Source organism: Vagococcus fessus (assembly GCF_003987565.1).
Lineage (GTDB): Bacteria > Bacillota > Bacilli > Lactobacillales > Vagococcaceae > Vagococcus_D > Vagococcus_D fessus.
Genome location: NZ_NGJY01000001.1, coordinates 1 through 12,406 on the forward strand (window position 1 = coordinate 1; position 12,406 = coordinate 12,406).

General features: G+C 34.8%; 13 protein-coding genes, 12 tRNA genes and 1 rRNA gene. 24 read left to right on the plus strand and 2 right to left on the minus strand.

Annotated features, from left to right (window positions below; genetic code table 11):
• Nucleotides 1-4 precede the first annotated feature (4 nt).
• From rrf to CBF31_RS00085, 17 genes are all read left to right on the plus strand, one after another.
• Nucleotides 5-120: ribosomal RNA gene (gene rrf / locus CBF31_RS00005) — 5S ribosomal RNA — on the plus strand.
• A gap of 14 nt (nucleotides 121-134) precedes the next feature.
• A tRNA-Asn gene (locus CBF31_RS00010) sits at nucleotides 135-208 on the plus strand.
• A 33-nt stretch (nucleotides 209-241) separates the two neighbouring features.
• A tRNA-Ser gene (locus CBF31_RS00015) sits at nucleotides 242-328 on the plus strand.
• A 23-nt stretch (nucleotides 329-351) separates the two neighbouring features.
• Nucleotides 352-423 (plus strand) — tRNA-Glu (locus CBF31_RS00020).
• A 33-nt stretch (nucleotides 424-456) separates the two neighbouring features.
• Nucleotides 457-530, plus strand: a tRNA-Asp gene (locus tag CBF31_RS00025).
• Between the two features lie 11 nt (nucleotides 531-541).
• Nucleotides 542-617 (plus strand) — tRNA-Phe (locus tag CBF31_RS00030).
• Between the two features lie 3 nt (nucleotides 618-620).
• A tRNA-Tyr gene (locus CBF31_RS00035) sits at nucleotides 621-701 on the plus strand.
• 9 nt (nucleotides 702-710) lie between these two features.
• A tRNA-Trp gene (locus CBF31_RS00040) sits at nucleotides 711-781 on the plus strand.
• An 18-nt stretch (nucleotides 782-799) separates the two neighbouring features.
• Nucleotides 800-872, plus strand: a tRNA-His gene (locus CBF31_RS00045).
• 26 nt (nucleotides 873-898) lie between these two features.
• Nucleotides 899-971 (plus strand) — tRNA-His (locus CBF31_RS00050).
• Between the two features lie 11 nt (nucleotides 972-982).
• A tRNA-Gln gene (locus tag CBF31_RS00055) sits at nucleotides 983-1,054 on the plus strand.
• A gap of 15 nt (nucleotides 1,055-1,069) precedes the next feature.
• A tRNA-Cys gene (locus CBF31_RS00060) sits at nucleotides 1,070-1,140 on the plus strand.
• Between the two features lie 8 nt (nucleotides 1,141-1,148).
• Nucleotides 1,149-1,232 (plus strand) — tRNA-Leu (locus tag CBF31_RS00065).
• Between the two features lie 361 nt (nucleotides 1,233-1,593).
• Complete coding sequence (locus CBF31_RS00070) at nucleotides 1,594-3,012, plus strand: cryptochrome/photolyase family protein (RefSeq protein ID WP_126829727.1); 1,419 nt, start codon at nucleotides 1,594-1,596, stop codon at nucleotides 3,010-3,012.
• Between the two features lie 165 nt (nucleotides 3,013-3,177).
• Entirely contained in the window at nucleotides 3,178-3,744 is a 567-nt protein-coding gene (locus CBF31_RS00075; protein WP_126829729.1) for a hypothetical protein, read from the plus strand.
• A gap of 63 nt (nucleotides 3,745-3,807) precedes the next feature.
• Nucleotides 3,808-4,608, plus strand: coding sequence for a GNAT family N-acetyltransferase (locus CBF31_RS00080; RefSeq protein ID WP_126829731.1), 801 nt, complete (start codon nucleotides 3,808-3,810; stop codon nucleotides 4,606-4,608).
• A 224-nt stretch (nucleotides 4,609-4,832) separates the two neighbouring features.
• On the plus strand, nucleotides 4,833-5,033 hold the full coding sequence (locus tag CBF31_RS00085) for a cold-shock protein (protein WP_126829733.1): 201 nt from the start codon (nucleotides 4,833-4,835) through the stop codon (nucleotides 5,031-5,033).
• Between the two features lie 107 nt (nucleotides 5,034-5,140).
• Here the strand turns inward: CBF31_RS00085 and CBF31_RS00090 are convergent, their stop codons facing one another.
• Nucleotides 5,141-5,674: a DUF308 domain-containing protein gene (locus CBF31_RS00090; protein ID WP_245977911.1), complete on the minus strand. Its 534-nt coding sequence runs from the start codon at nucleotides 5,672-5,674 to the stop codon at nucleotides 5,141-5,143.
• Between the two features lie 186 nt (nucleotides 5,675-5,860).
• Between CBF31_RS00090 and racE the strand changes: the two genes are divergently transcribed.
• The 4 genes from racE to cbpB all read left to right on the plus strand — a co-directional run bounded on the left by racE (nucleotide 5,861) and on the right by cbpB (nucleotide 9,109).
• Complete coding sequence (racE, locus tag CBF31_RS00095; protein ID WP_126829737.1) at nucleotides 5,861-6,673, plus strand: glutamate racemase; 813 nt, start codon at nucleotides 5,861-5,863, stop codon at nucleotides 6,671-6,673.
• Nucleotides 6,674-6,688: 15 nt separating this feature from the next.
• On the plus strand, nucleotides 6,689-8,035 hold the full coding sequence (rph, locus tag CBF31_RS00100) for a ribonuclease PH (RefSeq protein WP_126829739.1): 1,347 nt from the start codon (nucleotides 6,689-6,691) through the stop codon (nucleotides 8,033-8,035).
• Nucleotides 8,036-8,038: 3 nt separating this feature from the next.
• A complete protein-coding gene (locus tag CBF31_RS00105) occupies nucleotides 8,039-8,554 on the plus strand; it encodes a metallophosphoesterase (protein ID WP_126829741.1) in 516 nt (171 codons plus the stop codon).
• A 90-nt stretch (nucleotides 8,555-8,644) separates the two neighbouring features.
• Nucleotides 8,645-9,109 (plus strand): cyclic-di-AMP-binding protein CbpB, encoded by a 465-nt coding sequence (gene cbpB, locus CBF31_RS00110; protein ID WP_126829743.1) that lies wholly within the window; start codon nucleotides 8,645-8,647, stop codon nucleotides 9,107-9,109.
• A gap of 25 nt (nucleotides 9,110-9,134) precedes the next feature.
• Here cbpB and CBF31_RS00115 read toward each other — a convergent pair whose 3' ends face one another.
• Complete coding sequence (locus tag CBF31_RS00115) at nucleotides 9,135-10,049, minus strand: mechanosensitive ion channel family protein (RefSeq protein ID WP_126829745.1); 915 nt, start codon at nucleotides 10,047-10,049, stop codon at nucleotides 9,135-9,137.
• Nucleotides 10,050-10,194: 145 nt separating this feature from the next.
• Here CBF31_RS00115 and CBF31_RS00120 point away from each other — a divergent pair, with 145 nt between their 5' ends.
• The 3 genes from CBF31_RS00120 (at nucleotide 10,195) to ccpA (ending at nucleotide 12,381) form a co-directional block, all read left to right on the plus strand.
• Entirely contained in the window at nucleotides 10,195-10,638 is a 444-nt protein-coding gene (locus CBF31_RS00120) for a DUF948 domain-containing protein (protein WP_126829747.1), read from the plus strand.
• 18 nt (nucleotides 10,639-10,656) lie between these two features.
• A complete protein-coding gene (locus CBF31_RS00125; RefSeq protein WP_126829749.1) occupies nucleotides 10,657-11,118 on the plus strand; it encodes a YtxH domain-containing protein in 462 nt (153 codons plus the stop codon).
• A 261-nt stretch (nucleotides 11,119-11,379) separates the two neighbouring features.
• Entirely contained in the window at nucleotides 11,380-12,381 is a 1,002-nt protein-coding gene (ccpA, locus tag CBF31_RS00130; RefSeq protein ID WP_126829751.1) for a catabolite control protein A, read from the plus strand.
• Nucleotides 12,382-12,406 lie beyond the last annotated feature (25 nt).

The window sequence follows — 12,406 nt, forward strand, 5'->3', positions numbered from 1 at the left end:
AAAGTGTGGTGGCGATGGCAAGAAGGATACACCTGTTCCCATGCCGAACACAGAAGTTAAGCTTCTTAGCGCCGATGGTAGTTGGGGGTTTCCCCCTGTGAGAGTAGGACGTTGCCACGCTTAGATATTATTATTCCGGCATAGCTCAGTTGGTAGTAGCGCATGACTGTTAATCATGATGTCGTAGGTTCGAGTCCTACTGCCGGAGTAACTTTAAAATAGATTTAAGTAAGATCAACCTGGAGAGTTGTCCGAGAGGCCGAAGGAGCACGCTTGGAAAGCGTGTAGGCGGGAAACTGTCTCAAGGGTTCGAATCCCTTACTCTCCGTTTTAAAGTAAATAGTGTCTTAAGGCCCGTTGGTCAAGCGGTTAAGACACCGCCCTTTCACGGCGGTATCACGGGTTCGATTCCCGTACGGGTCATTAATATAGAAATATATTAAACTTATATATAATGGTTTGGTAGTTCAGCTGGTTAGAATGCCTGCCTGTCACGCAGGAGGTCGCGGGTTCGAGTCCCGTCCAGACCGTTTTTATATTAGGCTTGATAGCTCAGTTGGTAGAGCACTTGATTGAAGCTCAAGGTGTCGGCAGTTCGATTCTGTCTCAAGCCACCATTTGGAGGAATAGCGAAGTGGCTAAACGCGACGGACTGTAAATCCGTTCCTTAGGGTTCAGTGGTTCGAATCCACTTTCCTCCATTACATGTTAGGGGTATAGTTTAGCGGTAGAACTACGGTCTCCAAAACCGTCAGCGTGGGTTCGATTCCTACTACCCCTGTTTTAAATATTAAATATGGCGGATGTGGTGAAGTGGTTAACACATCGGATTGTGGTTCCGACATGCGTGGGTTCGATTCCCATCATCCGCCCCTTTTTATTATTAAATATTAATATGGCGGATGTGGTGAAGTGGTTAACACATCGGATTGTGGTTCCGACACGCGTGGGTTCGATTCCCATCATCCGCCTATTTTATTTTTGGGCTATCGCCAAGCGGTAAGGCAACAGACTTTGACTCTGTCATTCGTTGGTTCGAATCCAGCTAGCCCAGTTTTTTTATATTTACGGCGGTATAGCCAAGTGGTAAGGCAGAGGTCTGCAAAACCTTTATCATCGGTTCAAATCCGGTTACCGCCTTTTAATTTGCCGGTGTGGCGGAATTGGCAGACGCGCTGGACTCAAAATCCTGTGACCGCAAGGTCGTGCCGGTTCGACCCCGGCCACCGGTATTACAAGTACTTTCAGGACTTCCTAAAAGTAAAGAGAAACCTCTCAAGACGTTGATATAACAGCGTTTCGAGAGGTTTCTTTTTTTTGTGTATTTAAGACTATTTAGATGTTTTCAAAATATTGGTGCATTCATTATAGCTATCTAGAAGAAGTCGATTAATAGCATCAGTTTCTTTTTTCATTCTTTTCTATGATGTGAGAGTATATGTTCAGTGGTATAGATATATTTGCATGTCCAAGTCGTTTAGAACTATATTTCACACTTAGTAGCTATTGATTAAAGAGAATAGAAAGGGGTAAGCACGTAACTTGTTATTATTATAAAATCTTTAGTAAGATAAAATAGTAAGGAGGGAATTTATGGGATTATCAGTTATGTGGTTTAGAAAAGATTTACGTTTGGATGATAATACGGCTTTAAAATTGGCATTAGCAGAATTAACAAATAATGATGAACTACTATGTATGTTTCAACTTAATCCTGACCAATTCAAAGTCGGAACGATGAATCATGATTATTTCTTTACTGCTTTACAAAAATTTGCTAATTGTTCTAAAGATAAAGGATTCCCAATTCATTTTATATTCGGGGAACCGTTAGAGTCATTTCGTTCTCTTAAAAGAAAATATCCCAGTTGGAGTAAAGTTTATTTCAATCGCGATGAGAGGGGGAAAGGGTTTAAAAGGGATCAGATTATGATGGAGTATTTTCACTCAGAAAACATTGAAATAAATAGTACATTGGATGCCCATTTACATGGAGCATTTGAAATAAAGAAAAAAGATGGCAGTTCTTATAAGATGTTTACACCTTATTATAAGCAGTGGTGTAAATTACAAAAGAATGTCTATTCTAAATTAAAAGTTGAAAATTTTAAAGATAGAGTTATTGTTAATCCTACTGATTTTTTAGCTGGATCAGAATACTTTGAAAAACTTCTTCTTAATAGTCAACATGATTTTTCAGATAAAGTAGGTTCTAAACAGGCTGAATTATACTTAAATGACTTTATATTAAAAAAGATGAATGATTATGATGAGAATCGAGATATTCCTTCATTATCAGGTACAAGTAAATTATCATCATATCTTCGTTCAGGGGAAATTTCAATTCGAAAAGTTTGGCACACAGCCTGGAACATGGAAGATAGTGCTGGAAAAGAAAGTTTTCTGAAGGAGTTATGTTGGCGTGATTTTTATAATATGATTTCAGCTGAAAATCCTCATCAACACAATACTGAATTGAAAGAAAAGTATAAGAATTTTCCATGGAACCAGGGGTGTTTAGAATTTGAAGCATGGAAAAAAGGACAGACTGGCTACCCTATTATTGATGCGGCGATGCGTCAATTAAACCAAACGGGCTGGATGCATAATCGATTGCGGATGCTAGTCGCTTCATTTTTAACAAAAGATTTATTGATAGATTGGCGTTTAGGTGAAGAGTATTTTTCAAAACAATTAATAGATTATGATTCTGCAAGTAATGTCGGAGGATGGCAATGGGCCGCCTCGACAGGCACAGATGCGGTGCCTTATTTTAGAATTTTTAATCCAACAACACAGGGGAAAAAATTTGATGAAAAGGGAAGTTTTATCAGAGCATACTTACCTGAATTGAAAAATATTCCTGATAATTATATTCATGAGCCGCAAAAGATGACTCTTTCTGATCAATATAAGTACAAGTGTGTGATAGGGAGTGATTATCCTGAGCCTATTGTGAATCATAAAGTAGCGCGTGCTCAAGCAATAGAATTATTTAAAGAATGGTCGTAGTATATATATTAAGAGATAAGATATTAATAAACAGTTAACGAAATTATTTTTTGAAAAAAATCACTCCATTAATAAGTATCTAATAGAAGTAGTTAGATACTATCTTGGGATGATTATTTTTGTTATAATAGAAATGTTAAGTAAATGTTTGGAGGGACTGTTATCTTGGATATGGACGACAATTTAAGAAAAGTAAGAGATACAATTATTCAACTTGTGTTTGTTGTAGTTGTGATAATTGGCTTTGAGTATGTTTGTTTTTCTCAAATTATTAATAGTGCGACATTATCTGTAAAAATTTTATTTGGGTGTGTAGCAGTTGTAGTAGCAGGCTTATTATTATATATGTATAACTCTCAATTGAATTCATCGACCTTTAAAAAAGTACTAAAGAATTTTCTATCAATAATTTCAGTTTTATTGACAGTTTTTAATGCTCAATTTTTTAAGGGTGATTTGGATTCGAAATTGGTATATGTATTATTACCTCTAGTACTGAATCTGATTCCGATACTCTCTGATTTCTTTATGAATTGTTTAGATTTGAAATATGAATTAGAGTTGGGGCAATCGCGAAAAACACTTGAGGAAAAAAGACGTTTAGAAGCAGAAATGAGAGCATTAGAAGATGAAAAGAGACGTCTTGAGGCAGCTCAAAAAATGGAGCGTGCAACACAAAGACAATTAGAGACAATAAATGATAAATTAGATCACTTATTATCTGACAGATAGAAGGCTAGCCAAGTGGGTTAGTCTTTTCTTTTTATTTATATATGACAAGGGAGTGTAGTGACTATGAAAGCTATTAATTTTAATGAGGTAAGTCTCATAGAGAGTGTGGAATTGTGGAATGATTGTTTTAGTGATTATCCAACTCCTATGGTAATGACAAGTGAAACACTTAAAGCTAGATTTAACAAGTTTGGATTATCAGAAGAACTATCTTTTATTATGAAAGATGAAGAAAAGCTTCTAGGGCTTATTTTAATAGGAGTTAGAGAGTTTGATGGTATTGTGACAGCTTGGGTCGGTGGAATGGGTGTTAGGCCTTCAGAAAGACAGTCAGGGGTTGCTAAAGCGATGCTTACTGAAATGGAAGAGAGAGCAAAAGCTTGTGGGGTAGAAGTTATTAAATTTGAAGTATTGTCAGAGAATTCAAAAGCGAAGAAATTATACATGGCCAGTGGCTATTCTATTATGACTGATTTAGGTATCTATCAAGGTAGTGTTTCTAAATTTAATAAATCTGATATTTACATTGAAATGAGTAAAGATCAATTGGAGCCCCAAGATACACCATGGCAAAATAGAAATGTATTTAATGAAAGTTTTGATTTTATTTTAAACCATAAAAAAATAGGCGAACTTGTTTTAGACGAAGCTTCTGATAAAGAAGGAAAAAAATCATTGATTATACGCCAGTTTAGATTACCAACTTTGTATATAGAACAAGCCTTATCAACTCTTAATAAAAAATACGGTGAAATTAGTATAACATGGAGTAATTTCGATGAAGCGGATCTTGTAACCCAGGCACTAACCGACTATTGTTTTAACAAAGTCAATTCTCAACTCCAATTAAAAAAATATATTTAGTTACGGAAACAGTTGATAGAGTAGGTATTTGAACGAAATGAAAATAATGTTTTCATTTAATGTTATTTAGTCCTTTACTTATTAATAAATGTGAGGTATACTAAGTATGTAATAAGTTAGATACACATGCAGGTTGCTAAACATTTATTGTTTTGAGACACCTCTTTTGTAGCATCGATATTTATTGCAATAAAACGCGCTATGCGCAACAGGAGGAAACAACAATGGCTCAAGGAACAGTAAAATGGTTTAACGCAGACAAAGGTTTCGGTTTCATCACTCAAGAAGACGGTTCAGACGTGTTCGCACACTTCTCAGCTATCCAAGGTGAAGGATTCAAAACTTTAGAAGAAGGTCAAGCAGTGACTTTCGACGTTGAAGAAGGTCAACGTGGATTACAAGCTACTAACATCGTTAAAGCTTAATTCCATAACTTTACTAATTTAAACAACTAAACTTCGGTTTAGTTGTTTTTTTATTTTAAAAAACTAGAACAAAAAAGATGGAAGAATAATCTTCCATCTTTTTTGTTCTAGTAGTTTTGCTTGTTTTGCATTAAAAGTCTTACAGCTTCAGATACACCGATAAATATTAGGATTCCTCCGAAGACTCTGAATAACAGAATAATACTTGAGAATGGATTGAATATAAGTAAGACGCCGGCAATAATAATAATGACACTATAGATATTATGACCAAGTCTATATCTAGGATTAACTTCTTTAATAGTTTGATCAGTAGTTAGTTGAACTAAACCATTTAGAACAATTAAAATACCGAGTACAAAAGGCAGCATACTAATAATGACTTTTGAGAAAATAAGTACGATCACAGTAAATAAAAAGTACATGCACGCTGTAATAAACTCAGGCCCTAAAATTGTATGTGTGACTTTTGATGCTTTAATTGCTTGAATGAGATTTAAAATCCCAATCAAAAGTAAATAGGCGGCTAATGTATAGATAATACTTGTAAAGACTAGTTTTGGTTTTAAAACAACTAAAAAACCAATGACAATAAAGATTAAAATTCTAAGTAATGTGAATTTTTGTAGTTGATTAATCATATTTTTCAATGAAATACCCTCCATATTTTTAAGTTACTTATTATTTTATATTAAATAACAGTTAATTGCTAGATGTTCAAGATGATAAAGTCTAATAGTTTGTTAATTACTAGCCAAATCACTTGAAAACTCAGCCAAAAAAAGGGAAAATAGAGTAGTTAGAATAAAAAGAAATGAGGGAATAGTATGTCTAATCTTGATGCTATTGGATTTATTGATTCGGGAGTAGGTGGCTTAACAGTAGTTAAAGAATCGTTACGTCAATTACCGAATGAAAAAGTCATTTATTTAGGCGATACGGCTCGTTGCCCTTATGGACCTAGACCTGTAGAACAAGTGATTCAATATACGCGTGAAATGACGCAGTTTTTATTAGAAAAAAATATTAAGATGTTAGTGATTGCCTGTAATACGGCAACAGCAGTGGCTCTTGATATTTTAAGAAAAGAAATTGATATACCGGTAATTGGAGTAATTTTACCTGGTAGCAGTGAAGCGATAAAACGTACTTCAAATAATAGGATTGCAGTTATCGGTACAGAAGGAACGGTAGCAAGCCATGCCTACGGGAATACTATAAACGGGAAGTCCCCTGATACAGAAGTAATAGAGCTAGCTTGTCCTAAGTTTGTTCCTATTGTAGAGAGTAAAAAATATGACACACCACTTGCTAAAATGGTGGTAGCAGAAACATTGAAACCTTTAAAAGAAAAAAAGGTTGATTGCTTAGTTTTAGGCTGTACACATTACCCGTTATTACGTCCATTGGTTCAAAATGTCATGGGAAGTGGTGTTTCTCTAATTGATTCTGGAGCAGAGACTGTGGATCATATAAGTATGTTGTTAGATTATTTTGAAATAGCAGCACCAGCTAAACGCAATGACCTGTCACATGAATTTTATGCCACAGGTTCAGTGTCAATGTTTGAAGAAATTGCTGCCGATTGGCTAGGATTATCAAACGTTGAAGTTAAAAAAGCAAAAATAGAGCAAGATTAAAAAGGGGAATTATCAATGAGACATGATGGTCGCGATTATAATGAATTGAGAAAAGTAACAATTGAAAAAGATGTATTAAAACACCCGGAAGGTTCTGTTTTAATTTCTTTTGGAGATACAAAGGTTTTTTGTGCGGCGACGTTAGAAGACAGAGTCCCTCCTTTTTTAAGAGGGCAAGGTAGCGGATGGGTGACGGCAGAGTACAGCATGTTACCACGCGCGACTAATACGCGTAACAGACGTGAGAGCGCGAAAGGGAAGCTTACAGGGCGTACGATGGAAATCCAACGTCTAATCGGCCGTTCACTTCGTAGTGTTGTTGATTTAGAAAAATTAGGTGAACGTTCAATCATCGTCGATTGTGATGTTATCCAAGCGGATGGTGGAACTCGTACTGCGAGTATTACTGGAGCATTCGTCGCTTTGTCATTAGCTATTGAAAAATTGATTGAATCAGGTGAGTTAACAGAAAATCCAATAAAAGAACACTTGGCAGCTGTTAGTGTTGGGGTACTTCCCACGAAAGAAGTAGTGCTAGATTTAGACTACGTTGAAGATTCAGCTGCAGCGGTGGATATGAACCTTGTTATGACAGAATCTGGAGAGTTTGTAGAGATTCAAGGAACTGGAGAAGAATCAACGTTTACAGTAGCAGAATTAAATCAACTCTTACAAGTTGGAGATTTAGGGATAAAAGAATTAATTGCTAAACAAAAAGAAGTATTAGCTCCTCAATCAACAGATATGGAAGCTGGAGATGAATCTGTTATTTTAATCGCTACAGGAAATAAAGGAAAAGCAAAAGAATTTGAAGCTATCTTCAAGGAAAAAGGTTTGGATGTCAAAACCTTATTAGATTTCCCAAATGTACCTGAAGTAGAAGAAACAGGCAAAACATTCGCAGAAAATGCATTACTTAAAGCAGAAACAATCTCTAGACAGTTTAATTGTTTAGTTTTGGCAGATGATTCAGGTTTGATGGTCGATGCTTTAAATGGGCAACCAGGTATTTATTCAGCACGATATGCGGGTAAATTGAAAAGTGATGCTGCCAATAATGCCAAATTAATGCATGAGCTAACAGATATCCCACAAACAGAACGAATAGCTAAATTCCACTGTACACTTGCTGTGGCAGCTCCAGGTAAAGAGAGTTTAGTGGTTGAAGGAGAAGTTAAAGGTGAAATTTTAGCTATTCCTCGTGGCGATAATGGTTTTGGGTATGACCCGTTATTTTTAGTGCCTTCTTTAAATAAAACAATGGCAGAATTATCAGGTTCTGAAAAAAATAAAATCAGTCATAGAGCACAAGCTATTAAAGCATTAGATAGTGCTTGGGATGAGTGGTATAAAGGAGTTTAAGATATGAAGTATTTAGTGGTAAGTGATAACCACGGCGATCGTGATTGTTTAGTTGATTTAGCTAATACCTATAGAGGTAAGGTTGATGGCATGTTTCACTGTGGGGATTCGGAACTAGAACCGACAGATGAATTGTGGCAAGATTTTATTGTTGTGACTGGTAACTGTGATTTTGACCCTCGCTTCAAAAAAGAACAGTTAGTTGATATGAAAGAAGACAAAATTTTTATTGCTCATGGTCATCTACTTAATGTTAATCAAACATTAAATAATCTTGTTTACCGTGCAAAAGAAGTCGGTGCTACAGTTGCTTTCTATGGTCATACTCATAAATTAGGTGTGGAACGTATAGATGATGTCTTAATCTTAAACCCTGGAAGTATCTCACAGCCGAGAGGGATGTATTCATATAAGACTTATGCGATTGTAGAGACGACAGAACAAGGATATAGTGTGTCGTATTATGAACGAAATCATAAATGTATTGAAGAATTGTCACGAAACTTTCGAAAAGATTAAATTGTCTTAAGGAATAGTGAAAATAATGGAACTATTACTGATATAAGTTAAAATTAAGAGGAGTTCTAAAGTGGTTAAGGAGGATTTTTCATGATTGGAAATAAAGTTAAAGAGTTACTGCTAGAAAATGAGGACTGTTTTTTAATTCCAGATGAAAAAGTGGCGCATGTCATGGATGAAAATCCTTTAAACCATGCCTTACTTGTTTTGTCGAAAGTGAGTTATAGCAGAATTCCAGTTCTAAATAGAAAAGGTGAGATAGTTGGTTTAATTGGTTTATCTCACATAATGGATGCTATGTTTGATTTAACAGAAATTGATCCGGATAACTTAAATGATCGCTTGGTAAAAGATGTGATGGATACTACTATCAAAACTATCTCGTTACCGTATGATATTGAATATATTATGCATTTACTAGTGGATCACCCATTTGTACCGGTCGTTGATGATGAGAACTGTTTTGCGGGAATTGTGACAAGACGTGAAATTTTAAAATCGGTTAACCATTTAGCCCATTCACTTGAAAGTACTTATGAATTAGTTGAAAAATAAAACACCTGCCATTTGGCAGGTGTTTTTAAATTGGGGTAAGAGGAAGTGGCGATTGTGGTAATTCAATACCAGCCTCAGTTAAAGCTTCTAGATAAGCCTCTAAGAAATCAGCTTGAACTTTAAATTGACTCCCATTAAGAGTATAGATAATAATTTTAATCGCAAAGTTCCCATTTCCAAGGTCAACGAGCCCTTTGTTGATAGGGCCTTCTTTAATCTCTGGATAGCGAGGTAGAAGTTCATCGTTAACTTTAGCGATAATGTCAGATACTTTTTGTATATCAGTATCAGGTTTTATACGTAGCTTAATGAGCGCTAGCATGTTCTCACGAGACAAGTTACTTACAATAGTAATCTGTCCATTTGGAATATAATGAAGGGTACCATCTGCACCTTTGACTTGTGTTGTTCTCAGACCAACAGCCTGAACAAAGCCCTCTATTTCTCCAATGATGACATGGTCACCAACATCTATTTGGCGTTCCAAAATAATAAAGAAGCCAGTTAATAGGTCATTAATAAATCCTTGTGCTCCAAGCCCAATTGCTATACCAGCGATACCAGCACCAGCAATTAATGAGGCGACAGGAACTCCAAAGATGGATAAAATAGTATAAAGTAGTACAAAATAGAGTGTGTATTGATAGGCATTAGTGGTTAGTTTCTCTAGAGTATCAACTCGGCTTGCACTATAGATGTCTCTTTTTTTATATTTAGCAAATCCTTTTTTGATGAGGCGGATTCCGAGTTTCATAATGAGTGCAATGATAAATAGTGCAAGGATTAAGCTAAAGCCTTTAGAAAGAGAGAGAGAAATAAAGTTATCCCAATCAATAGATTGCCATACCCTTTTTAGATTTGAAATTTTTTCTGTAGTATCATTGGAAGTTGTTTCACCATAGACCACAAAATTTAATAAATAATAATTAGATAGATTCATATAATCACTCCTTATTTTTATTGTATCAGAAAAAAGAAAAATTCTAAAATAGGAGCTTTATTCTTTTTTTAATTGAGATATTTTACCATAGGTGGTATGCTAATAATGAAAAATAGACATAGAACGTAGAGAAAGGATTATAACTATGACAGGTGGAGAAATCGCAGCATTAATCGCAGCAATTGCGTTTGTAATTTTAGTTATCGTAATCATAATATGTTGTGTTATGACATTACCAAAAATTGTTAAGACAATTACGTCAACAAATGAAGCTATTGAAAAGGCGACGGTAATGATTGATGAAACAAATACAACAATTCAATCAGTAACAAAAGATGTTAATGTTTTAACAATTCAAGTAGAAGATTTATTGATGAAGAGCAATACATTATTAGCAGATGTTAATCAAAAAGTAGAAACAATTGATCCGTTATTTACAGCAGTGGCCGATTTAAGTACTAGCGTATCAGATTTAAATGAATCAAGTCGTAATGTCGCAAGTAAAGTTGGTGTTATTGGTTCTAATGCAGCAAAAGCTTCTCTTGCAACAAAATTAAGTCGTACAGCATGGAAAACATTCAAAAAATAAGTCTTAGGAGGAATTAGGATGAGTAAAAAATCAAATGGCTTTTTATCAGGTTTAATAATCGGGGGAGCAGCGGCAGCCGCAGCAGCTTTATTATTTGCACCAAAATCAGGTAAAGATTTAAGAGATGAGTTAACAGAAAAAACGAATGACTTTACTTCTAATGAAAATAATCCAGAGTTCGTCAATCAGGCAATTAGTAAGGCGTCTACATTGAAAGATAAAGCGGTAAAAACATCTAATGATGCTTTTACAACTATTAAAAATCAATCTTCTGAGCTTGCTAAAAAAGTTAAACCATCAACAGATGAGGATATGATGTCGTTTGAAGAAGCGATGGATCTGATGGACCGTGAATTAGAGGAAAAAGAAGAAGATATTATTATTGATTTGTCTGAAACAACTGAAGAAGTAGCAGAGGATGCTGAAGAAGTTTCTGATACAGTTGATGAAATATTAGAAGATGTAACAAAAGAAGATTAAAGGAACGAATAATCCTATTATGTTTATTAATCAGATTTTATAGCTTAAAAGAAAACCATTATTCTTAATAATGGTTTTCTTTTTTTCTTTATTGAAAGAAAACATAAAGTTTCATGAAAATATGAATAAAAACGCTTGCAATGGTGATGGAAATTTGTTAATCTTAGTTTAAAGAAATGTAAATAGATTTTTCAGAAAAAAAGAGACGTTTTCATAAACTAGATTTTTGGAATTTTATTGCTAAATTAAAGGAGAATTATTATGGAAAAACAAACAATTACAATTTATGACGTTGCGCGTGAAGCAAATGTCTCAATGGCGACAGTTTCTCGTGTTGTCAATGGTAATCCAAATGTAAAACCAGCAACGCGTAAAAAAGTATTAGAGGTAATTGATCGTCTTGATTATCGTCCTAATGCAGTAGCTCGTGGTTTAGCAAGTAAAAAAACTACAACGGTAGGAGTTATTATTCCTGATGTAAGTAATATTTATTTCTCATCATTAGCACGTGGTATTGATGATGTTGCTACAATGTATAAGTATAATATTATATTAGCTAATTCAGATGGTAATGATGAAAAAGAAGTAAATGTTTTAAATAACCTGCTAGCAAAACAAGTAGATGGAATTATTTTCATGGGTCATCATATTACAGATTCAATCAGAGCCGAATTTTCACGTTCTAAGACACCTGTTGTACTTGCAGGTTCAATTGATCCGGATAAACAAGTTGGATCAGTTAATATTGATTACCATGCTGCCTCTAAAGAAGCAACAGCTGTTTTAGCAGAAAATGGACATGAAAAAATTGCCTTTATCAGTGGCGCATTAGTTGATCCAATTAACGGTCAAGATCGCTTAGCAGGATATAAAAAAGCTTTGAAAGAAGCAAAACTAACATTTACTGAAGGGTTAGTTTTTGAAACACCTTATGAATATAAAGCAGGAGAAAAACTTGCCGAGCGTATTATCAATAGCGGGGCAACTGCAGCTTATATTGTAGATGATGAATTAGCAGTAGGAATTATGAATGGCTTACAAGATAAGGGTGTTAAAGTACCAGAAGAGTTTGAAATTATTACAAGTAATAATACTGTATTAACTGACATGGCGAGACCTCGCTTAACGAGTATTAGTCAACCATTATATGATATGGGTGCTGTATCAATGCGTCTTTTGACTAAATTAATGAATAAAGAAGATGTAGAAGAAAAAACAATTGTGTTGCCACATAATATTGTAAAACGTGGTTCAACTAAATAAAAAAGCTTGAGGAGAAATCCTCAAG